At 70.1% G+C, this 23,669-nt stretch carries 11 protein-coding genes; 8 read left to right on the top strand and 3 right to left on the bottom strand.

Going from position 1 to position 23,669, the window contains the following annotated elements; all coding sequences use genetic code 11:
• Positions 1–28: 28 nt before the first annotated feature.
• Positions 29–796 carry a TSUP family transporter gene (locus tag ACQPYS_RS18290; protein WP_433490295.1) on the bottom strand — a complete coding sequence of 256 codons (768 nt, stop codon included), beginning with the start codon at positions 794–796 and terminating at the stop codon, positions 29–31.
• An 81-nt stretch (positions 797–877) separates the two neighbouring features.
• On the opposite strand from ACQPYS_RS18290, the gene ACQPYS_RS18285 reads away from it, so the two are divergent.
• The 3 genes from ACQPYS_RS18285 to ACQPYS_RS18275 all read left to right on the top strand — a co-directional run bounded on the left by ACQPYS_RS18285 (position 878) and on the right by ACQPYS_RS18275 (position 3,411).
• Positions 878–2,047, top strand: a complete 1,170-nt coding sequence (locus tag ACQPYS_RS18285; protein WP_433490294.1) for a sensor histidine kinase — start codon at positions 878–880, stop codon at positions 2,045–2,047.
• Positions 2,048–2,074: 27 nt separating this feature from the next.
• Positions 2,075–2,734, top strand: a complete 660-nt coding sequence (locus ACQPYS_RS18280) for a response regulator (RefSeq protein ID WP_063038949.1) — start codon at positions 2,075–2,077, stop codon at positions 2,732–2,734.
• Positions 2,735–2,904: 170 nt separating this feature from the next.
• The gene (locus ACQPYS_RS18275; protein WP_433490293.1) at positions 2,905–3,411 is read left to right on the top strand and encodes an FxsA family protein; all 507 of its coding nucleotides are present in this window, start codon (positions 2,905–2,907) and stop codon (positions 3,409–3,411) included.
• On the opposite strand, the gene ACQPYS_RS18270 is transcribed toward ACQPYS_RS18275, so the two are convergent.
• Entirely contained in the window at positions 3,408–3,962 is a 555-nt protein-coding gene (locus ACQPYS_RS18270; RefSeq protein ID WP_433490292.1) for a PadR family transcriptional regulator, read from the bottom strand. The genes ACQPYS_RS18275 and ACQPYS_RS18270 overlap by 4 nt on opposite strands.
• 104 nt (positions 3,963–4,066) lie before the next feature.
• Between ACQPYS_RS18270 and ACQPYS_RS18265 the strand changes: the two genes are divergently transcribed.
• Positions 4,067–4,786 carry a glyoxalase gene (locus ACQPYS_RS18265; protein WP_433490291.1) on the top strand — a complete coding sequence of 240 codons (720 nt, stop codon included), beginning with the start codon at positions 4,067–4,069 and terminating at the stop codon, positions 4,784–4,786.
• Between the two features lie 25 nt (positions 4,787–4,811).
• On the opposite strand, the gene ACQPYS_RS18260 is transcribed toward ACQPYS_RS18265, so the two are convergent.
• Complete coding sequence (locus ACQPYS_RS18260) at positions 4,812–5,213, bottom strand: PPOX class F420-dependent oxidoreductase (protein WP_431937586.1); 402 nt, start codon at positions 5,211–5,213, stop codon at positions 4,812–4,814.
• A 121-nt stretch (positions 5,214–5,334) separates the two neighbouring features.
• Here ACQPYS_RS18260 and ACQPYS_RS18255 point away from each other — a divergent pair, with 121 nt between their 5' ends.
• The 4 genes from ACQPYS_RS18255 (at position 5,335) to ACQPYS_RS18240 (ending at position 23,598) form a co-directional block, all read left to right on the top strand.
• Positions 5,335–6,933, top strand: coding sequence for an amidohydrolase (locus ACQPYS_RS18255; protein WP_433490290.1), 1,599 nt, complete (start codon positions 5,335–5,337; stop codon positions 6,931–6,933).
• A 29-nt stretch (positions 6,934–6,962) separates the two neighbouring features.
• On the top strand, positions 6,963–8,696 hold the full coding sequence (gene lnt / locus ACQPYS_RS18250) for an apolipoprotein N-acyltransferase (RefSeq protein ID WP_433490289.1): 1,734 nt from the start codon (positions 6,963–6,965) through the stop codon (positions 8,694–8,696).
• A gap of 374 nt (positions 8,697–9,070) precedes the next feature.
• On the top strand, positions 9,071–22,612 hold the full coding sequence (locus ACQPYS_RS18245; protein ID WP_433490288.1) for an amino acid adenylation domain-containing protein: 13,542 nt from the start codon (positions 9,071–9,073) through the stop codon (positions 22,610–22,612).
• Positions 22,609–23,598, top strand: a complete 990-nt coding sequence (locus tag ACQPYS_RS18240) for an ATP-binding cassette domain-containing protein (RefSeq protein ID WP_431937590.1) — start codon at positions 22,609–22,611, stop codon at positions 23,596–23,598. Before ACQPYS_RS18245 ends, ACQPYS_RS18240 begins: the two co-directional genes overlap by 4 nt.
• Positions 23,599–23,669 lie beyond the last annotated feature (71 nt).

Below are 23,669 nucleotides of genomic sequence, written 5' to 3'. Positions count from 1 at the left end.
CCGGACGAGCGGCCCGCGGTGCGCGTCTTCAGCCGAACTGCTGCCAGCCCAGCCGGATCACCATGGCGACCACGACCACCAGCAGCACCGCGCGGACGAACTCCGCGCCGCGGTCCAGTGCCATCCGCGAACCCAGCACCGCGCCCGCGATATTGGCCAGCGCCATCGCCGCGCCCAGCGCCCACAGCACGTGCCCGGTAGCGCCGAAGTAGATCAGCGCCCCGATATTCGAGCCGCAGTTGATCACTTTCGCCATCGCCGCCGCCCGGACGAACTCGGTGCCGAGCAGGGTGGCGAAAGTAATGATCAGGAACGTTCCCGTGCCGGGGCCGAGCAGTCCGTCGTAGGCACCGATCAGACCCGCGGCCAGCGCCACCACCAGCACGATCTTGCGCCGCGACGGGGGGTGGGCGGCCAGCGTGATCCCGATCGTGGGACGGGCCGTGACGAAGATCGCGACCCCGATCAGCACCACCAGCACGATCGGGATGAACAGGTCTCGGTCGATGAGCGCCACCGCCGCCGCACCCGCCGCCGCGGTGATCGCCGACAGTGCGGCGGCGGGTATCAGCAGCCGCCACTGGAGCGGAACCTTCCGGGCGAAGGTAGCCGCCGCCGTGGCCGTACCCGCGACCGCCGCCAGCTTGTTGGTACCCAGTGCCGTCTGCGGCGCGAGGCCGGGGGCCACCAGCAGCAGGGTCGGCAGTACGATCAGGCCGCCACCGCCCACCACGGCGTCCACCCAGCCTGCGGCGGCCGCGGCCGGAAGCAGCATCAGCCAGTCGGTCACATCCACCCGCCAAGCGAACCAGACGGTCCGCGGGTGGAGATCACCCGCTCACGGAGCCGGCCGGAGCCGTACTCCTAGGCTGGGCGGGTGCGCCGGTTCATTCTGTGGCTTCGAGACAACCCCGTCGTCGCGGACTCCGCGCTCGCGGCGGCGCTGCTGGTGTTCGACCTCACCATGGCCCGCGACAGCACCCACCTCGCCGCCTTCCTGGTGTTCTCGGTGCTCATCCCGCTCCCGATCGTGCTGCGCCGCATCTATCCGCGGGCCATGGCGGTCACCTTCATGGCACTGTCGATCTGCGCCAGCACCATCGGCTACATCGTCGGCGACCCCACCGGGCACGCGGCGCTGATCGGCCACGGGGTCATGCTGTACACGTTGGTCGCCTATGTCGGCCGGCGCGCCGGACTCTGGTACGTGCTGGCGCTGGTCGCCGATACCGCGTACGGGATGGCGCTGCTGAGCGGTTTCCGGGCCGGGGACCTCGCGTTCGTCTCGGTGTTCTTCGCCCTGTGCTGGGCGCTGGGCGAGTTCACCGGTGCCCGCCGCGCCTACGACGCGGAGGTGGCGGCCCGGCTGGCCGTCGCCGACTCCGACCGGGAACGCCGTGCGCACGACGCGGTCTCGGCCGAGCGCACCCGGATCGCCCGGGAACTGCACGATGTGGTCGCGCACGCGGTGAGCGTGATGATCGTCCAGGCCGACGGCGCGCGGTTCGCCCTGCGCACCGACCCCGGCACCACCGAACAGGCGCTGGTCACCATTGCCGGGACCGGCCGCGAGGCATTGCGCGAACTCCGCCGCACCGTCGCGCTGCTGCGCACCGAACACGCCCCCGACGAAGTCCCCCAGCACGGGACGGCGGGGCTCGCCGCGGTGGTGCAGCTGATGCGGGACGCGGGCCTGGCGGTCGAACTGGAACTGGCCGGCGAACTGGACGGCGTCGCGCCCGAGATCAGTCTGGGCACCCACCGCATCGTGCAGGAAGCGCTGACCAACACCCTCCGCCACGCCGGCGCCCACCCGAAGGCGTGGGTGCGGGTGCGGCGGCACGCCGACCATATCGAGGTGGAGGTCGTCGACTCCGGTGGCGTCCCGGTACGGCCCGAGGACCGGATCGAGGGCAGCGGCCTGGGCCTGGCCGGAATGCGCGAACGGATGGCGGTGCTCGGCGGCAGTCTCGAGGCCGGGCGACGGCCCGATGGCGCCTGGCGGGTATACGCGCGGATTCCGCTGTCCGCACCGGATCGGGAATAGGTACCGGCCGCCACTACATTGGAATCCGTGCCGATCACCGTGCTCGTTGTGGACGACCAGGAACTCATGCGCGTAGGACTCAAAATGGTGCTCGGCGCACACCCCGATATCGAGGTGGTCGGCGAAGCCGACAACGGCGCCACGGCGGTCGCCCGGGCCGCCGAGCTCACCCCCGATGTGGTGCTCATGGACGTCCGGATGCCGGTCGTGGACGGAGTGACCGCCACCGGTCGCATCCTGGAGGCCGACCACGGCGCCCGCGTCCTGGTGATGACGACCTTCGACCTCGACGAACACGCTCTGGGCGCGCTGCGTGCCGGCGCGAGCGGATTCCTGCTCAAGGACACCCCGCCCGAGGACCTGATCTCGGCCATCCGCAGCGTCGCGGCCGGGGACGCGGTGGTGTCGCCGAAGGTCACCAAACGCCTCCTCGACCGGTTGATCGCCGAAGAACCCACGCCCTCGCGCGACCCCGCCATCCTCGAGGTGCTCACCGCCCGCGAGCGCGAAGTGCTCGAACAGATCGCTGCCGGACGGTCCAACGCCGAGATCGCCGGCCAGCTGTTCCTGTCCGAAGCCACGGTGAAGACCCACGTCGGCCGGGTACTGACCAAACTGGGCCTGCGGGACCGGGTGCAGGCGGTGGTGCTGGCCTACGAGACCGGCGTGGTACGTCCGGGCGGCTGAGCATCGGGATCCGGGCGGGCGGCCCGGAACGCGGAACCGGCACTGCGGCCGGCCGGGATCCGGAAGCGGAGTCCGGGCTTCCCGGCATCGGAAGCCGGGCAATCGAGGGTTTCGGGAGAAAATCGGACATCTCGTTCGTTGTCCGGGTAGTCCGACCGAAAGGTTCGCCCATGCCCGTCCTCGGTTTCCTCGTCTACCTCGTCGTCGAGATCGCAGTCTTCGCCGCCGCCGTCGCCTGGCTCGGCGCCGTTCCCGCCATCCTGTTGCTCATCGCCAGTTCCGCCGCGGGCATGTTGCTGCTCGGCTCGCAGTGGCGTCGGGTGGGAGAACAGTTCCGCCGCGCCTCGCGTGGTGAGATCACCCCGGGAGCCGCGGTCGCCGACGGCGCGCTGGTGGGGGCGGGCAGCCTGCTGATGTTCGTTCCCGGCCCGGTCACCTCGGTGGTGGGCCTGCTGATACTCATCCCGCCGACCCGCGCGCTGTTGCGCCCGATACTGGCGGCCCTGGCCGCGCGCCGCGTCGCCAAGATCGCCGCGGCCGCACCGTACCGGCCCACGGTGATCGATGCCGATGTCGTGGACGGTGTCGTGGTGAGCGAGTGGTACACCGACGAGCGACCGCACTCGAGCACTATCGTGGAAAAGCGGCTCCCGCCCGCGGAGCCGCGCGGGATCTAGGAATCGTCGGCCATGCGGTACTCGCCCCGCTCCAGCCGATCCAGTACACCGGCGGTCCAGCCGGTGAGATTGTCGAAGACCCCGCTCCACAATTCGAGCAGATCGGTGGCGTGCGGGGGCTCGTAGCGACCCGGATAGTCACCGACCATGGTCAGCAGCTCATCGCGGATCGCGCGGCTGCCCTCCCGCTGTTCGCGTAGTTTCGCGATCACATGGGCGCGCGGCAGGGCGTCCATGAAGGCGATACCGGCACCGAGTTCCTCCATGTCCACGCTGGTCAGCGCCTCGTTCATGCGCTCCAGGAATTCCGCCTCGCCGGCGGGGGTGAGTTCGAACAGGGTACGGCCCGGTCCCCGGCCGCCGTCCTCGGTGCCGAGGGTGCGGAGCTTTCCCTCCTGGGTGAGCTGTTTCATGGCGTGGTAGATGGAGCCGGGCTGCACATTGGTCCAGGTATCGGCGCGCCAGGACAGCAGTTCGCGGCGCACCGCGTAACCGTGGGTCGGCTGCTGCCGCCGTGCCACTCCGAGAACCAGCAACCGTACCGCCGCCATCGGCGCTCCTTCCGTCACCCGAACAGTACGGTACTCAAATTTGACTTCCGAACGCCGAGTGACCTAGCTTCGGGTAGTCAAAATTGACTATTGGGAGGGTTCTCATGGGAGATACCGCGGTACCGGTGCTGCCCACACACGATCTGACCCGCACGCTCGACTTCTACCGGGCGCTCGGTTACACGGTCACCTACGAACAGACCAAGCCGTACGTCTACGGCGCGATCTCGGCGCACGACTGCGACCTCCACTTCACCTCCGCTCCCGCGGGGCACGCAGGTAAGGAGGAGGCGGGTTGTCTGGTCATGGTCGACGATGTCGCGGACCGGCATCGCCACTTCAGTACCGCGCTACGCGAACGGTTCGGCCGGATCCCCGCGCAGGGTCCCGGGCGGATCACGCGCTTCCGTGCCGGGCAGACCAGGTTCACTCTCATAGACCCGGACGGCAACCGAGTGATCTATATCGCCAGAACGGAGCCCACGGAAATCGAGTACGGCGGATCGGCGAAACTGACCGGCCTTGCCCGAGTGCTCGACAATGCGCGGATCCTGCGCGATTCCAAGAACGACGACAAGGCCGCCGAACGAGCACTCGAATCGGGGCTGCGCCGCCACGGCGGGGCGGCCGGTGTGCTGGACCGCGCACGTGCCTTGGCGGCACTGGCCGAACTCGCCGTCGCGCGCGGAAACCCGGACAAGGCCGCCGAGCGCCGGGCCGACCTATCGGCACTGGGGTTGACCGACACCGAGCGGGCGGAACTCGCCGCCGAGCTCGGCGCGGCAGACGACCTCGAGGAATGGTTACGGCCCCACGTCGATTGACCCGACAGGCCGGGACGACGGTCGGCTATTCCGGGACGGCGGGCTCGGACCGTGGGGTGAGTTCGATGCCGACGGTGCCGGACTTGCCGCGCCGCAGGACGCTGCCGAATACCACCAGTGGGCCGGTGAGCCGGTACTTGCGGCGGATCAGGCGGCGGACCCGCGTGCTGCCGTCGGCATCGAGGACCCGGCCGGTGCCGTGGACCACCTCACCGCGCGGTGTGCCCTTGTAATCGCACGATTGCAGCGTGACCTCCGGGTTGCGCCGCAGCCTTTTCACTTTCCAGCTGTCGGTGACAGTCCAGACGTAGAGCTTGTCGTCCTCGGCTACCGCCCACAGCGGTGTGGACACCGGGGTGCCGTCCTTGCGGAAGGTGGTGAGCAGAACGTAGTCGGCGGTACCGACCGCACCGAGCGTGTTGGTCATGGAGGCAGCGTAATTCGCCGCGGGCGGGCGCGGGATCCGGCGCCGCCGCGGGGCTGCTCCGCCCGCTCGCGCCCGGACCGGCCCGCGCGAGCCGGGCAGCGGTGCGGCAGACTGGACTCCCGTGAGTACGCAGCTGCTGGTCGGAGGCCGGATCTACAGTTCGAGTGCGCCCGATGCCACCGCCCTGGCGGTGACCGACGGCGTCGTCGTATGGCTCGGCGCCGATCATGTCGGACGTGCCCTGCATCCGGACGCCGAGATCGTCGAGCTCGACGGCGCCTTCGTGACACCCGCCTTCGTGGAACCCCATCTGCACACCACCGCGCTCGGCCTGCGGCTCGCGGGCCTCGACCTCGCCGCGGCCCGTTCGCTCACCCACTGCCTGGAACTGGTCGCCGACTACGCCGCCCGTCACCCCGACGCCGCGATCCTCGCCGACGGCTGGGACGAGACCCGCTGGCCGGAGGGCCGGCCGCCGACGGTGGCCGAAGTGGACGCCGCCGCCCGGCCCGGCCAGGTGGTGTATCTGGCGCGAGTGGACGCGCATTCCGCGGTGGCCTCCTCGGCACTGCTGGACGCGGTGCCGGGACTGCGTTCCGCGGCCGGGTTCACTCCGGGGGAGCCGGTGCGGGCGGCGGCGCATCATCTCGTACGGGCCGCGGCCCGGGCCCGGCTCACCCGGGAACAGCGGGACGCGGCCCGGCGGACCGCGCTGGACGCCGCGGCCGCGCACGGGATCGCGGCCGTGCACGAATGCGCGGGCCCCGATATAGAAGGAGAAGCCGATCTACGCGAACTGCTCGCCTTCGAGCACGGCGTGCAGGTGCGGGCCTACTGGGGCCAGGCGGTGCGCACCGCGGATGAGGCGCGCACCCTGCTGTCCGATCTCGGGGCGCACGGGCTCGCCGGCGATCTGTTCGTGGACGGGTCCATCGGCTCGCATACCGCCCGGCTGCGCGACCCCTACGCCGACGCCCCCGGGACCGGGGTCTCCTACCTGGATGCCGGGGATATCGCCGCGCATGTGCGGGCCTGTACCGAGGCGGGCGTCCAAGCGGGTTTCCATGCCATCGGTGACGGAGCGCTCGACGCGGTGGTGGCCGGGTTCGGGCAGGTGGTCGCCGAACTCGGTGGCCCGGCGGTGGCCGCGCGCGGCCACCGGGTGGAGCACGCGGAACTGCTGGACGCGACACAGATCGAGGCCCTCGCAGCCTGGGGGGTGATCGCCAGTGTGCAACCCGCGTTCGACCTGGTCTGGGGCGGACCCGACGGGATGTACGCCGAACGGCTCGGCGCCACCCGCGCCGCGGCCCTGAACCCGTTCGCCGCCATGGCCTCGGCCGGTGTCTCGCTGGCCATCGGCTCGGATGCGCCGGTGACCGTCCTCGACCCGTGGTCGGCGGTCCGCGCGGCCGTGCATCACCGCACCCCCGGGCACGGCCTCTCCCCGCGGGCCGCCTTCGCCGCCGCCACTCGCGGCGCGTGGCGGGCCGGTGGGGTGCGCGACGGCGTCGCCGGAACCCTGGTGCCCGGGGCACCCGCGTCGTACGCGGTATGGGAGGCCGGTGAGCTGGTGGTCGCCGCGCCCACCGATACAGTCCAGCGCTGGTCCACCGACCCCCGCTCCCGGGTGCCCGGGCTGCCTTCGCTGACCCCGGATGCCGACCTGCCGCGTTGCCTGCGCACCGTGCGCGACGGTGTCCCCATCTATCAGGCGTGATCTCGGCTCGAGTGGAACAGGATGCAGCAGTGAACCAGGGTGACGGGCCGGCGATCCGGTGGACCGGGAAGCTCACCCGCTACCCGGTGGTGGTGCGATCGGTGGCCGCGGTGTCCGCCGGAGCCCTGCTGTTCGGTAGCTTCCCGCCGCGACCGTGGTGGTTCCTCGCGCCCGCCGGGATCGCGCTGCTGACCCTGGTCGTGCGGAGCGGGCCCCGGCTGCGGGCCGGTTTCGGCTACGGCTTCCTCGCCGGGCTGGGCTTCTTCCTTCCGCTCCTGCCGTGGACCGGGATCTATGTGGGTCCGCTGCCGTGGCTCGCGCTGTCCACCGCGTGCGCGGTGTACTTGGGCCTGTTCGGGGTGCTGGGCCGGATACTGGGCCGCCTGCCCGGATGGCCGTTGTGGCTCGCCCTGGCCTGGACGGCCGCCGAATGGGGCCGGTCGAGTTTCCCGTTCGGCGGATTCCCCTGGGGGCGGCTGGCCTTCGGGCAGGCCGACGGCTGGTTTCTGCCGCTCGCGGCCTACGGTGGCGCGCCGCTGGTGAGCTTCGCCGTCGCACTGAGCGGTACCTGCGGGGCCGCGGTGGTGCTGGGGGTCCTCCGGGAGGTGGGTGGGCGCCGCGGGCCGATGAGCGCCGACCCGGTAGCGACAGCGGGCAGCGGTACCGGGCGCGTTGCCGCGAGCGACGAAGAGGACAGGGGTGCGGCCGCCTCTTCGCATTCGCCGGGATACGGCCTCGCCGGGAATGGTGGGCGGATGGCAACGGCCGTGGCGGCGGCGACCTGTCTGCTGTCGGCACTGGCCGGGCTCGGACTCCGGGCGACGCTGCCCGGTCCGCTGGACGGCGACCGGACGATCACTGTGGCCGCCATTCAGGGCAGCGTGCCCCGGCTCGGCCTCGATTTCAATGCGCAGCGCCGGGCCGTGCTCGACAATCATGTCCGCCGGACCGAACAACTGGCCGCTGAGGTGGCGAGCGGTCTGTTTCCGGCCCCGGATGTGGTCGTGTGGCCCGAAAACTCCTCCGATATCGACCCGTTACGCAATCCCGACGCGTCCGCCCTCATCTCGGGGGCGGCCCGGCGGATCTCGGCACCGATTCTGGTGGGAGCGGTACTGGTCAACGGGGATGGCACCACGACGAATTCGGTCATGGTGTGGACCGCGGAAAGTGGTCCGGGGGACCGGCACGACAAAAAAATAGTACAGCCTTTCGGCGAATACCTGCCGATGCGCGGGTTCTTCCGGCTCTTTTCGGACTATGCGGACAAGGCGGGATACTTCGTTCCGGGTCACGGAGACGGAACAATTCGGGCCGCAGGTACGGAAATCGGGGTGGCAACCTGTTACGAGGTCGCTTTCGACCGGGCTTTCCGAGATTCGTTGCGCTCGGGAGCGCAATTGCTGGCGGTCCCCACGAACAATGCGACTTTCGGCGACAGTGAAATGACTTACCAGCAACTGGCGATGTCCAGGGTGCGGGCGGTCGAACACGGGCGCTCGCTGGTCGTGGCCGCCACCTCGGGGGTCAGCGCGATCATCGCCGCGGACGGGACGGTGCGGCAGCAGAGCGCGCTGTTCACGCCGGAAGCGCTGGTCGCCGAGGTGCCGCTGCGTGATTCGCACACCCCGGCGACAGTGCTGGGGCCCTGGCCGGAGCTGGTCGCCGTATTCGTGACGGCGGCCGGTGTGGTGCTCTCGATCCTCCGGCGGCGAGCCGCCCGCGGACCGGCCGAGAGGCCCGCGGCGCCCGTGTCCGGCTGACCGCCGACCCGGATTTTCGTCACCACCGGCCAGTCTGCGATAACGTCTGGGCTGTCGGCGGTTCTTCCGGTTTGCACCGTGTTTATTTTTCGATTGCGAGGGGTAAGCATGTCGGCTCTTTGTGCGTAGTATCTAGGCAGCGTCCGGCCCGCCGGACGAGAAGTCAAGCGATCTTCCACGTCTCTGCGTCATCAGCGTGCCGGAAATCGGACACCGTGGTCCGCTACCGTTCCGGCTCCAGGTAACCATTCGGTTTCGACTGCAATCCATTCACTGCGCTGTTCCGAATAACCAGTCGTGAATCACACCCCACGGCCGGTACAGGCCGGTTGCGGGCTGTTCGGGGAGTGTCGAGCTGTAGAACGGAGTGATTGATGAGATCGTCGGCCACCGGGGTCGATAGCAGTTCGTCGGCAGAAGTTTCGGCCGAACCGTTTCCGCTCACACCCGCACAGACAGCGATGTGGTATGCCCAGCGGATCCAGCCCGAGATCCCGCTCGTCGTCGTCGAGTACGTGAAGTTCCACGGTGATCTCGATCCGGGTCTGCTGCTGTACGCGGTCGAGCGTTTCGGGGTGGAGACCGAGGTCGGCCTCCAGCGCATCGTCCAGATAGACGGAGTACCGCACCAGGTGGTCGATCCGGCGACGCGACCCGGGTGGGCGCGACTGGATCTGCGGTCGGAACCGGACCCGGATGCCGCGGCCCTGGCCTGGATGAAGAAGGACGCGCGCACTCCGGTCGACTTCGACCACGACCCGCTGGTGTTCAATGCCGTGCTGCGCACCGGCGATCGCGACTACATCTGGTACTCCCGGGTCCACCACATCCTCATCGACGGCTATGCGGCGATGAACGCCCTGGTCCGCACCGCGGAGATCTACTCCGCCTACTACGAGTCCCGGGAACCCACGGTGTCGCGCGCCACCCCCCTGGCCGAACTGTACGCGGGGGAGCGCGAGTACCGGAATACGCAGCGGTTCACCACCGACCGCGCCTACTGGAGCGAAATCCTCGACGGCGCAGGGGAGGTCGTCAGTCTCTCCACCGTGGCCAACCCCCCGGCCACTGCGGACGCGGGTCGCCGGCTCGCCACCGCGGTCCTGAGCGAGGCCACCGAGGCGTCCGTCGCGGCGTCGGCAACGCAACGCAACGCGACCGATTCGATTCTGTACGCTGCCGCCATGGCCTGCTACGTGCGGTCCATGACCGGAGAGAACGACGTGGTACTGAGCCTGCCCGTCTCCGCGCGCACCACCGTTTCGCTGCGCCGCTCGGCCGGGGTGGTATCGAATGTGGTGCCGCTGCGGATCCGCTTCGAGGCCGAGACCACCGTCGAAGATGTCGTCCGGGTGGTGGAACGCCAGATCACCGGAGCGCTCCGGCATCAGCGCTACCGGCACGACGATATCCGCCGTGACTGCGGTTACGACCGCGATACCCGCGGTTTCTTCGGCCCGATGATCAACATCATGCTGTTCAGCAAGCCACTGCACTTCGCCGAATGCGAGGTCTCGGTCCATGTGCTGGCCACCGGGCCGGTCGAGGACCTCTCGGTCAACCTGTACAACGGTGACGGTGGCCGGGTCCATCTCGATTTCGAGGCCAACCCGCTGCTCTACAGCGACGACGAGGTCACCGCCCACCACCGCCGGTTCCTGGGCTTCCTGGACCGCTTCCTCAACACCGGCGGCGACACCGCGGTCCGGGATCTGCCCGTGCTCACCGACGCCGAACAGCGGCAGGTGCTGCACACCTGGAACGATACGGCCGCCGAGGTCCACACCGGCACGCTCGCCGGTATTTTCGCCGACCGGGTGCGGCACTGCCCGGAGGCCGTGGCAGTGGAGTTCGAGGGTGCGGCGCTGACCTACCGGGAACTCGATGCCCGGGCCAACCGCCTGGCCCGGCAGTTGATCGCGGCGGGTGCCGGTCCGGAACAGGTGGTCGGGCTGTGCCTGCGCCGCAGTATCGAACTGGTGGTCGCGATGTACGCCGTGATCAAGACCGGTGCCGCCTATCTTCCACTGGATCCGGAGCATCCGGTCGCGCGGCTGGCGGGGATCGTGGACCGGGCCCGTCCGGTCGCGCTGTTGGTCGCCATCCGTGACGGCCTCGAACTGCCCGGCAATGCCGAACTGTTCGCGGTCGATACCGCCGATCTCTCCGGTTACGATCCCGCACCCGTCACCGACGCCGACCGGATCTCACCGCTGCGCGGCGAACATCTGGCCTATGTGCTGTACACCTCCGGTTCCACCGGCGCCCCGAAGGGCGTCGGCATCACCCATGAGGCGATCGTGAACCGGCTCCGCTGGATGCAGCATCAATACCCGCTCGACCACACCGATGCCGTGCTGCAGAAGACCCCGGCGACCTTCGATGTCTCGGTATGGGAGTTCTTCTGGCCGTTGCAGACCGGGGCCCGGCTGGTGGTGGCGCGTCCGGACGGGCACCGCGATCCGGCCTACCTGGCGCGGGTGATCCGCGAGAAGAGCATCACCACAGTGCATTTCGTGCCCTCGATGCTCTCGGTCTTCGTCACCGATACCGAAGTCGGCGACTGCGCGTCACTGCGCCGCGTCTTCTGCAGCGGGGAGGCGCTGCCGCCGGCCACCGTGCGTGATTTCCACGCGGCGCTGCCGGGCCCGCAGCTGCACAACCTGTACGGGCCCACCGAGGCCGCGGTCGACGTGACCTACTGGCGCTGCCCGCCGGACCCCGAATCGGTCCCGATCGGTTCGCCGGTGTGGAACACCCGCACCTATGTACTCGATGCGGCGCTGCGCCCGGTCCCGCCGGGCGCGGTGGGGGAGCTGTACCTGGCCGGTGTGCAGCTGGCGCGCGGCTATACCGGTCAGGCGCCGCTGACCGCCGAGCGGTTCGTGGCCGATCCGTTCACCCCGGGCGCGCGGATGTACCGCACCGGCGATCTGGCCCGCTGGCAGCTCGGGTCCGCCGAGAGCCGCCGGGGGGTGCTGGAGTATCTGGGCCGCACCGATTTCCAGGTCAAGATCCGCGGGTTGCGCATCGAACTCGGCGAGATCGAATCCGCACTGCTGGCCGACGAGCGGATCGCCCGCGCGGTTTGTGTCGCGCACCGCGGCCCCGCCGGCGATCGGCTCGCGGCCTATGTGGTGGCACGCGGCGGGGCGGTGCCCGAACCGGACGAGGTCCGTGCGGGACTGGCCCGCTCGCTGCCCGGATACATGGTGCCCGCCACGGTCACCGTGCTCGACGAACTGCCGCTGAACAGCAACGGCAAGATCGACCGGGCGGCGTTACCGGCCCCGGAACCCACCGAACAGCGTGCCCGGATCGCGCCGCGCAACGAGGTGGAAGAAGTCCTGGCCACGATATTCGCTGAACTCCTGGGTGTGCCCGAGGTCGGAATCGAGGACGGATTCTTCGAACTCGGCGGCAACTCGCTGGTGGCCGCCCGCGCGGTCGCGCGGATCAATACCGCGCTCGGTACCGCGCTGACCATCCGTGATCTGTTCGAGGCGGGCACCATCGCCGAACTGACCGATCGGTTCTCCGTACACGAACCGGACCTCGCCTCACCACAGCTGGTCCCGATGGCCCGGCCCGACCGGATCCCGCTCTCCCCGGCGCAGCAGCGGCTCTGGATCCTGAACCGTTTCGCCGAGCACGCCGCCGCCTACAATATGCCGCTCGCCGTCCGGCTGGACGGCATCCTGGATATCGAGGCGTTGCAGGCCGCGCTGCTCGACGTGCTGGAGCGGCACGAAAGCCTGCGGACCACCTTCCCCGAGTCCGGCGAGGGCCCCTACCAGCAGATCCATCCGGCCGCCGACGCCGGGCTCGCCCTCGACGTGATCGAGGCCGACAGCGCCCGGATCACGGGCCTGGCCGCGGAATTCGCCTCCCGGCCGTTCGATCTGCGCACCGAGTTCCCGGTCCGGGTCGCCCTGTACTCCCTCGACGACGACAGCCATGTCCTCGTACTGGTGCTACACCATATCTGCGGGGACGGCTGGTCGGTCGCGCCGCTGGTCCGGGATCTGACCACCGCGGCCGAGGCACGGGTCGCCGGCCGGGCGCCGCGGTGGACTCCGCTCCCGGTGCAGTACGCGGATTTCGCGCTGTGGCAGCGGGAGCTGCTCGGCGAGGAATCCGATCCGGGCAGTGCGCTGAGCCGGCAGATCACCCACTGGCGGGCCGAACTGGCCGGACTGCCCGATCAGCTCGACCTCCCGCTGGACCGTCCGCGTCCCGCCCGCCGCTCCACCGGAGGCGGGCAGGTCTCGTTCACCATCCCGGCCGGCACCCGCCGCGCGGCCGCGGAACTGGCCGCCGCGCGCGGGGCGAGCATGTTCATGGTGGTGCACGCCGCGCTGGCCACGCTGCTGGCCCGTATCTGCGGTAGCACCGATATCGTGATCGGCACCCCCATCGCGGGCCGCACCGACCCTGCCTTGGACGAACTGGTAGGGATGTTCGTCAACACCCTGGTGCTGCGCACGGAGGTCGATCCCGGCGCCGATTTCGAGCGGATGCTCGATATCGTCCGGGAAACCGATCTGAATGCCTTCGCCAACGCCGACGTTCCGTTCGAGCGGTTGGTCGAGGTGGTGAACCCGGAACGCTCCGGGGCGCGTCATCCGCTGTTCCAGGTGATGCTGTCCTACGACAACGCCGGTGAAATCGAACTGGCGCTGCCGGGGGTGCGGACCGAGATCCTGCCGCTGGACGGGGCCATCGCGAAATTCGACCTCCAGCTCGAGATCCATGACGACAACGCCGGTGGTGAACTGCATGCCGAGATCGGCTACGCCACCGATCTGTTCGACGAGCGGACCGTCGCCGCGATCGCGCGCAGGTTCGTCGCCGTGCTGGACGCGGCGGTCGGCAACCCCCGGCGGCCGGTCGGCGATATCGAGGTGCTGGAGCGGCGCGAGCGCGGCAATCTCGTTCCGCTGGCGGGTGGACCCGCCGAATCGCCGGTGCTGCTGGCCGACCTCTTCGGCCGGTCGGCGGTCAAGGACCCGTACGGGGTCGCGGTTCGGTACCGCGGCCGGGACACCACCTACCGGGAGCTGGACGAACGCGCGAACCGGCTGGCCCGGCTGCTGATCGAGCAGGGGGCCGGACCCGAAACCGTGGTCGCGCTGGCGCTGCCGCGCGGTTTGGACGCGATCACCGCGGTCTGGGCGGTCGCCAAGACCGGTGCCGCCTATGTCCCGGTCGACCCGGGCTATCCGGCGGACCGGATCACCCATATGCTCACCGATTCCGGCGCCCGGCTCGGGGTCACCGGCCGGGAGCAGGTCGCGGCGCTGGCGGAGGTGCCCGGTGCCGTGGAATCGTGGCTGATCCTCGGCTCGCCGGATATCGACATCGACTGTGCCGCCGTATCCGCGGCGCCGATCACCGATGCCGACCGGATCGCGCCGCTGCGCGCCGCGCATCCGGCCTACCTGATCTACACCTCGGGCTCCACCGGCACGCCGAAGGCCGTCGTCGTCACCCACGCCGGACTGTCCTCCTTCGCCGCCGAACAGTGCTATCTGTTCGGCGTCACCCCGGCCGCGCGCACCCTGCACTTCTCCTCGCCGAGTTTCGACGCCTCGGTGCTCGAACTGATGCTCGGGTTCGTCTGCGGGGCCACCGTGGTGATCGCGCCGCCGGATATCTACGGCGGTGCCGAACTCGCCGAACTGTTGCGGGCCGAAGCCGTTACACACGCGTTCGTCACCCCTGCGGCCCTGGCCACGGTCGATCCGTCCGGGTTGGATCAGCTGCACAGTGTCATGGTCGGTGGTGAGGCGTGCAGTCCCGAACTGGTGGCGGCCTGGGCCGACCGGTACCGCATGCACAATATGTACGGCCCGTCGGAGGCGACGGTGGCCGCCACCATGTCCGGCCCGATGCGGCCCGGCCGTCCGGTGCCGCTGGGCCACCCGGTGCGCGGTATGCGGTTGTTCCTGCTGGATTCCCGATTGCGTCCGGTACCGCCCGGTACCCCGGGTGAACTGTACGTATCGGGCCCCGGGGTGGCTCGCGGCTATCTGGGCCGGCACGGCCTGACCGCCTCCCGTTTCGTGGCCGGCCCGTACGGCCGGCGCGGCGAACGGATGTACCGCACCGGTGATCTGGTGGTGGCCGACCGGACCGGGCGGCTGCGGTTCCTCGGCCGCGCCGACGATCAGGTCAAACTGCGTGGCTTCCGGATCGAACTGTCGGAGATCGACCACGTACTGCGCGGCCATCCCGGAGTGCGGTCGGCACTGACGGTGGTACACACCGACGCGCACGCCCGGCAGCGGCTGGCGGCCTATCTGGTCGCCGACAGCACACTGGATCCCGCCGTGGTCCGGGCGGCCGTACGCGGTCAATTGCCCGCGTACATGGTCCCCGACGCCATCACCGTGCTGCCGGAGTTCCCGAAGGCGCCGTCGGGCAAGCTGGACCGTAAGGCGCTGCCCGAACCAGTGTTCCTGAGCACCGGCTCCACCTCCCGCGCGCCCGCCACCGAGGCCGAACGCCGGGTCGCCGAGGTCTTCTCGGAGGTGCTGGGTTGTTCGGTGACCGGTGCCGAGGACCCGTTCTTCGACCTGGGCGGCAACTCGCTGCTGGCGACTCGGCTGGTCGGCGAGCTCTACGACCGGTTCGGGGTGGACCTGCCGGTCCGTACGGTGTTCGAGGCTCCGACCGTCGCGGCGCTGACCGAACAGTTGCTGCGGACTCCGGCCACCGCCCGGATCCCGCTGGCCGCCTACGATCCGCGGCCCGCGCGGCTGCCGTTGTCGCTGCCGCAGCAGCGGCTGTGGTTCCTCAACCGGTTCGCGCCCGAATCCAGCGCCTACAACATCGCGTTCGTTCTCGATATCGACGGCGCGCTGGACGTACCCGCGTTGCGAGCGGCGCTCGGCGATATCGTCGAACGGCACGAGGTCCTGCGTACCGTCTTCCCCGCCGACGGTGACGGCGCCCAGCAGCGTATTCTGCCCGCCGCCTGGGCGCTGCCCACCCTGGAACCACAGGAGACCGAGGACGCCGGGGCCGAAGCGGCGCTCCGGGAAACGGCCACCACCGGATTCGACCTCACCGTGGGGACTCCGTTGCGGGTGACCCTGCTGCGCACCGGGCCGGATCGCTACCGGCTCGGCGTGGTGCTCCACCACATCGCCGCCGACGGCTGGTCGATGGGGCCGCTGATCCGGGATCTGGCGCTGGCCTACCAGGCCCGCCGCGCCGGTGCCGCGCCACAGTGGGCACCGCTGCCGGTGCAGTACGCCGATTTCGGTCTCTGGCAGCGTGAGCACCTCGGTAGCGAGGCCGACCCGGACAGCCTCGCCGCGCGCCAGCTCGGCTACTGGCGGGACCGGCTGGTGGGTCTGCCCGATGAACTACCCCTGCCCTACGACCGGCCCCGCCCCACCGAACCCGAGCAGACGTCCGCCTCGGTCCGCCGCAGTATTCCGGAGCCGGTGCGCACCGCCCTGGTGGATCTGGTCCACGCCGAGGGCGTGAGCCCGTTCATGCTGCTGCGTTCGGCGCTCGCGGTACTGCTGCGGGCGGTCACCGGTGGCCGCGATATCGCCATCGGTACCCCGGTCGCCGGACGCACGGACAGCCGGCTCGCCGATCTGGTCGGGATGTTCGTCAATACGCTCGTGCTGCGCTCCCTGGTCGATCCGGCGCGCCCGTTCACCGACCTCCTGCGGGAGGACCGGGATACCGAACTCGCCGCGCTCGCGCACGCCGATATTCCCTTCGAACAGGTGGTGGCCGCGCTCGGGCACGATCCGCGTGCCACCGCGCGCCACCCGCTGTTCCAGGTCGCGCTCACCGTGCAGGACACCCCGGTGCCCGACCTGGCACTGCCCGGGCTGGCGGTGCGGGCGGCCCCGCTCGATATTGCGCGCGCGAAGTTCGATCTGGAGTTGCGCGCCGACGATCTCACCGGCGGTGACCTCGAATTCGTCTATGCCGACGAACTGTTCGACGCGACCACCGTCGAGGCGCTCGCGGACCGCTTCCTGCGGGTGCTCGCCGCGATCGGCGCCCGGCCGACCGTACCGGTGGGCGATATCGACACCCGCACCGATGCCGAACGTGACACCCTGTGCCCGGCCCGCGGCCCCGCTCCGGGGATCCCGCGCACCCTGGGCGCTCTGTTCGGTGCCACCGTACTCGCTCACGGACCGCGCCCGGCGCTGTACGAGGACGAGACGGTACTCACCTACGCCGACCTCGACCGTCGCGCCAACCGCCTGGCCCGCGCGTTGATCCGGCGCGGACTCGGCACCGGCGACAAGGTCGCTCTCGGGCTCATCCGATCCGCGGATTCGATGACGACCATGCTCGCTGTCGCCAAAGCCGGAGCCGCCTTCGTCCCGGTGGATCCGAACTATCCGGCCGAGCGTGTCGCGCATATGCTCGCCGATTCCGGCTGCTCGGTCGGGATCACCCGCAGCGGGTACGCCGAACGGCTGCGCGCGGCGGGCGGCAGCGAGATCGACTGGCTGCTGCTGGATTCCCCCGCGGGCCGTAGTGAGATCGGTGGTGAGGCCGCGGGCCCGGTCTCCGACAGCGACCGGCTGCGCCCGGTGCGGATCACCGATGCGGCCTACCTCATCTACACCTCCGGCTCCACCGGTAAGCCGAAGGGTGTCATCGTGACCCACGGCGCGGTCGCCGATCTCGCCGACGAGTTCCGGGACCGGCTGGCGGTGAACCCCGCCGCGCGCACCATGCACTTCGCGTCGCCGAGTTTCGACGCGGCGATCCTGGACCTGCTGCTCGCCATCGGATCCGGTGCCGCCATGGTCATCGTGCCGCCGGATGTGTACGGCGGTGACGAACTCGGTGAATTCATGACCCGCACCGGGGTCACCCACACCTTCATCACCCCCGCGGCGCTCGCCACCATCGACCACGAGCGCTGGCCGCTGCCGGCGCTGCGGGGTCTGATGGTCGGCGGTGAACACGCCGGGCCGGAGCTGGTGGCGCGCTGGGCGCCCGGCCGCCGCCTGTTCAACGGTTACGGACCCACCGAAACCACCATCGTGATCTCGGTGACGCCGCTGACCGCCGGCAACCCGGGCGACCTACGCGATCTGGTCCGCGGGACCCGGGCCGTGGTGCTCGACGAACGCCTGCGGCCCGTGCCCGTGGGGGTACCCGGTGAGCTGTACCTGGGTGGTCCGGGCCTGGCGCGGGGCTATCACGACCGGTTCGGGCTCACCGCGGCGCGGTTCGTCGCCGACCCCTACGGACCGCCCGGGGCCCGGCTCTACCGCAGTGGTGATGTGGCGCGCTGGACCCGCGACGGCGGGTTGCGCTATCTGGGCCGCAGCGACAACCAGGTGAAGATGCGCGGCTTCCGCATCGAGCTCGGCGAAATCGCCGGCGCGCTCACCGCGCATCCGGCGGTGCACTTCGCCCATGTCGAGGTGCGCCGGCTCGGCGATTCGGACCGGTTGGTCGCCTTCGTCCACCCGGCCGATCCCACGATATGCCCCGAACCCGAGGAACTGCGCGACCATCTGAGCAGTCGCCTGCCCCGGCATATGATCCCGGCCGCGTTCACACTGCTCGACGAGATCCCGCTCACACCGGTGGGCAAACTGGATACCGCCGCGCTGCCCGAACCCCGGGTCCTGCCCGCCACCGCATCCGGACGCGTGCTCGGTTCGGAGACCGAACGCCGGGTCGCCGCGATCATGGGCGAGTTGGTGGGCGTGACGATCACCGATGCCGACGAGAGTTTCTTCGATATCGGTGGCAACTCGCTGCTGGCCACCCAGTTGGTGGGTCGCCTGGACGCGGCCACCGGAGTACGACTGCCGGTACGGACGGTGTTCGCCGCCCCGACGGTCGCCGAACTCGCGGCCCGTCTCGACGGGGAATCCGCCGGCACCGGGGCCGCCCTGGTGCGCCGGGAGCGGCCCGAGCGGATTCCGCTGTCCCCGGCCCAGCAGCGGCTGTGGTTCCTCAACCGGTTCGGCGGTTCGGACACCTCGGGCGGTGCGTACAACATCCCGGTGGTGCTGCGGTTGCGCGGTCCGCTCGATCACGCGGCGCTGCGCGGTGCGCTGCACCGGGTACAGGAACAGCACGAGACGCTGCGGACGGTGTTCCCGGAGGTCGGCGGCGAGCCGGTACAGCGGGTGCTCGACGCGGCCGACGCCGCGGTCACCCTGCACGCACCGGTGGCCGGCGACGCGGGCCACGGAGCGGCGATCGAACGGTTCATCACCCCCGGATTCGACCTGGCCACCGAAATACCGCTGCGGGCAGCGCTTTTCGTGGTGGCGCCGGACGATCACATCCTGGTGCTGGTGGTGCACCACATCGCGATGGACGGCTGGTCGCTGGAACCGCTGGCCGCCGATGTGGCGACGGCCTACCGGGCGATCCGGCTCGGCGCCCGGCCCGATACCGACCCTGAGCAACTCCAGTACGTCGACTACACCCTGTGGCAACGGGAACTGCTCGGCGACGAGGACGATCCCGGCTCCCCGATCCGCCGGCAGCTCGACTACTGGCGCACCAGGCTGGAGGGACTGCCCGAACTGCTCGCCGTCCCCGCCGACCGCCCGCGGCCGCCGGTACCGTCCTACCGCGGCGGCACCGTCGAGGAGCGAGTCGACGCAGGGGTGCACCGGGAACTGCGCGAACTCGCCGGACGCCACAATGTGAGCCTGTTCATGGTGTTGCACGCCGCGCTGGCGGTGCTGCTGCACCGGATGACCGGCGTCGGCGATATCGCCGTCGGCACCCCGGTTGCCGGCCGGGGGCGGCCCGAACTCGACCGGATGATCGGCATGTTCGTCAATACGCTGGTCCTGCGAACCCCGGTTGCCCACAACGACCGGTTCACCGATCTGCTCGACACCGTGCGCGATACCGATCTCGACGCGTTCGGGCACGCGGACCTGCCGTTCGAGCGATTGGTCGAAGTGCTCAACCCTGTTCGTTCCCAGGCGCACCACCCGCTGTTCCAGGTGATGCTGTCGGTACGCGACGAACCGGTACGCGCCCTGGAACTCCCGGGCCTGAGTATCGAGGCGATGGATATCGACGCCGGTATCGCGAAATTCGATCTCCAGTTCACCCTCACCGAATGCCGCGGCGCCGACCGGTCGCCCGACGGTATCGGCGTGGCGGTGAATTACAGCGGAGATCTCTTCGACGAACCGACCGCGGCCCGGCTCGGCCGCCGCCTGGTCCGGCTGCTCGGCGCGATCGCCGCCGACCCCGCCGTGGTCATCGGTGATCTGGAGCTGCTCGAGCCTGCCGAATGGTCGGCGCTGGCGCCGCTGCGTCGAGCCGATCCGGACCAGCCGTGCACCCTGGCCGAGGTCTTCGCCGCCGCGGTGCACGTCGACCGGCAGGCGGTCGCGCTCGCCGGGGCGGGCGTGGAGGTCACCTACGATGCGCTCGACCGCTGGAGCAACCGGCTGGCCCGGGTGCTTGTGGGCTACGGCGTGGGGCCGGAAACGCTGGTGGCGCTGGGTATTCCGCGTACCGTCGAATCGGTGGCCACGGTCCTGGCGGTGACCAAGACCGGCGCCGCGTTCGTCCCGGTGGATCCGGGCTATCCGGCCGCGCGCATCACCCATATGCTCTCGGATTCCGGCGCGGCCCTGGGTCTCACGCTGGCCGAGTACCGGGAGCAGTTGCCCGAAGGGGCGCACTGGCTGGCCCTCGACGACGACGAGGTTCGCGAACAGGTGCTGCGGGCGTCCAGCGCCGCGCTCACCGACGCGGACCGGATCACCCCGTTGCGGATGGACAACCCGGCCTACGTCATCTACACCTCCGGTTCCACCGGAACTCCCAAGGGTGTGGTGGTCACCCATCGCGGGCTGTCCAATTTCGCGGCGGAGACGGCCCACCGCTTCGATGTCCGGCCGGGCAGTCGCATCCTGCACTTCGCGACCCCCAGTTTCGATGCCGCGATGCTGGAGTTGCTGTTCGCGCTCGGTGGCGCGGCCACCCTGGTGCTCGCCCCGTCGGGTGTGGTCGGTGGTGCGGATCTGGCCCGGGTGCTGATCGCGGAACGGATCACCCACGCCTTCATCACCACGGCCGCCCTGGCGACGGTGGACCCGGAAGGTGTCACCGATTTCCAGCATGTACTGGTCGGTGGCGAGGCCCTGCCGGCCGAAGTCGTGGCGCGCTGGGCGCCGGGCCGCAATCTGCACAACGTCTACGGACCCACCGAAACCACCATCGTGACCGTTATGTCGCCGCCCCTGGTACCCGGTGGTCCGATCCCGATCGGTGAACCGATCCGCGGTGTCGCGGCCATGGTGCTCGACGCCCGGCTGCGCCCGGCGCCGCTCGGGGTCACCGGCGAGTTGTACCTGGCCGGCGGGGCGCTCGCCCGCGGGTACCACGACCGGCCCGGGCTCACCGCCCAGCGCTTCGTGGCCGATCCCTTCGGGAAACCGGGGGAGCGGATGTACCGCACCGGGGATCTGGTGCGGATCCGCACGGCGCGCGACGGCGGTCCCGGCGATATCGAATACGTCGGCCGGACCGACCATCAGGTGAAGATCCGCGGTTTCCGGATCGAACTGGGCGAGATCGACGCGGCGTTGAGCCGGCACCCCGCGGTCGAGTTCTCTCATACCGCGGGACATCGGACGGCCGCGGGCGCGACCGCGCTGGTGTCGTATGTGAAGGCAGCGGCGGGGGTCACTACCGCCGCCGAACTCACCGCGCATGTGTCCGAACTGGTGCCCAATTACATGGTTCCGCAGTCGATCATGCTGATCGACCGGCTGCCGCTCACTCCGGTCGGCAAACTCGACCGGTCCGCCCTGCCCGAACCGGTGTTCACCGCCGCCGAGGCCTACCGGGCGCCCGCCAATCCGGTAGAGGCCGCGTTGTGCGATATTTTCGCGGAGGTGCTCGGGGTCGACCGGGTGGGCGCCGGAGACGGCTTCTTCGAACTGGGCGGTAATTCACTGCTCGCCACGAAGGTGGTCGGCCGGGCCCGGGAGGCCGGGTACGACCTGCCGATGCAACTGCTGTTCGGTGAATCCACCCCGGCCGCGCTGGCCGCCCGGCTCGGCGACGGCTCCGCCGCCGATGCCATGCGGTTGGCGCTGGCTCCCCTGCTGCCGTTGCGCCCGGGCACCGGGACCGACCGGCCCCCGCTGTTCTGTGTGCATCCGGCGATCGGGTTGTCCTGGTGCTACGCCGGCCTGCTCGCCGAACTGCCCGCCGATCAGCCGGTTTACGGGCTGCAGTCACCACAGGCGAGCGGCGAACCGGGATTCGGTTCGATCGGCGAAGCGGCCGAGCACTACATCGCCCACATCCGGACCGTGCAACCGCACGGGCCGTACCAGCTGCTCGGCTGGTCGCTGGGCGGACTGATCGCGCACGACATCGCCGTCCGACTGCAGGCGGCCGGCGAGGAGGTCGCGCTGCTCACCATGCTGGACAGCTACCGGCTCTCCGATGAGCTGGCCACCGACGCTGTGCCCGGCGTCGCCGAGATCCTCGGCGAATTCGGCGGCGATCTCGTCGCCGAAGGAGCGGAACCGAGCCTGGCCGAGGCCGCCGAACTGTTGCGGTCGCGTCCCGGCCCGTTCGCGGCACTCACGGTGGACCATCTGGAACGGCTGTACGCCGGCTACGCCGACGGCACCGTCCAGGCCAATGGTTTCCGGCCCGGTGTGTTCGACGGCGATCTGCTGTTCTTCGCCGCCGGCACCGACCCGGTGAACCTTGCCTCCCCCGATCGCCGTCCGGAGGCCTGGCGGGGCTTCGTCACCGGTGCCGTGCACGCCCGGGAACTGGCGTGCACGCACGCGGAGATGACGACCCCGGAATCCCTGGCGGTGCTCGGACCCGTGCTCCGGGAACACCTGCGCGGGGCGGCCACGGCACCGCAGCCCGGTATCGAAACGAAGGAGAACGCTCAGTGAAGCCCGCGGTACAGATCACCGGTCTGGTGAAGTACTACGGCCGCGTCCGCGTTTTGGACGAGGTCGATATCGAAATCCCCGAAGGCACGGTGCTGGGGCTGCTCGGTCCCAACGGCGCGGGTAAGACCACCGCTGTCCGGATCGTCACCACCCTGCTGCGGCCGAACGCCGGATCCGTCCGGGTCGCGAATGTCGACGTCCTGCACGATCCGGCGGCGGCCCGCAAACTCATCGGATTGTCCGGTCAGTACGCGGCGGTGGACGCCAACCTCACCGGCTACGAGAACCTGCGGATGGTCGCGCGACTCTACGGTATGTCGCGCGAACGCGCGGCCTCACGGGCCCGGGAACTGCTCGGGGAATTCGGGCTCGAGGATGCCGCGGACCGCCGGGCCGGAACCTATTCCGGCGGGATGACCCGGCGACTCGATCTGGCCGGTGCCCTGGTCGCCCGCCCACCGGTGGTGGTTCTGGACGAACCGACCACCGGCCTGGATCCGCGGGCCCGCAACGATATGTGGCGGGTTATCGGCGAACTCGTCCGTGACGGCACCACGGTCCTGCTGACCACCCAGTATCTCGAGGAGGCCGACCGGCTGGCCGACCAGATCACCGTGATCGACAAGGGCCGGGTCATCGCCCGCGGTTCGGCGGACGAACTCAAATCCTCGATCGGCGGGGACCGGCTCACCGTCGCGCTGAGTCCCGGCCAGGATCCGGCGCCCGCACTGCGGGTTCTCGCCGAAATCGGAATCGGCGAGCCCGCCCACGAGGCGGGTGTCGACGAGGTGTCGGTGGTGGTCGGTGACGGTTCCCGGACCATGGTCCAAGCCCTGCGCCGGCTCGATGACGCAGAGGTGAATGTTGTCGATGCCCGGGTGCACCGGCCCAGCCTCGACGATGTCTTCCTGTCCATCACCGGCTCCCCGGCAGCGTCGGAATCCGAGCCGGAAACCAGTGACGTCCCCGAGGAGATCATGTCGTGAGCACCGCAGAAGTGGCGGTCGGTCAAACTACCGGAAAGACCGAAGAGACGGAGGCGGAACTGTCCCACGCG

This window comes from Nocardia grenadensis (assembly GCF_050942415.1).
GTDB lineage: Bacteria > Actinomycetota > Actinomycetes > Mycobacteriales > Mycobacteriaceae > Nocardia > Nocardia grenadensis.
Note: the sequence above shows the minus strand (reverse complement) of the source record. Positions and strands in the feature narration are given on the sequence as shown.

Coding starts and splice junctions, on each gene's coding strand:
- ACQPYS_RS18265 (WP_433490291.1), top strand. CDS start 4,067: ATGGGAGATACCGCGGTACCGGTGCTGCCCACACACGATCTGACCCGC.
- ACQPYS_RS18270 (WP_433490292.1), bottom strand. CDS start 3,962: ATGGCGGCGGTACGGTTGCTGGTTCTCGGAGTGGCACGGCGGCAGCAG.
- ACQPYS_RS18245 (WP_433490288.1), top strand. CDS start 9,071: ATGAGATCGTCGGCCACCGGGGTCGATAGCAGTTCGTCGGCAGAAGTT.
- ACQPYS_RS18260 (WP_431937586.1), bottom strand. CDS start 5,213: ATGACCAACACGCTCGGTGCGGTCGGTACCGCCGACTACGTTCTGCTC.
- ACQPYS_RS18275 (WP_433490293.1), top strand. CDS start 2,905: ATGCCCGTCCTCGGTTTCCTCGTCTACCTCGTCGTCGAGATCGCAGTC.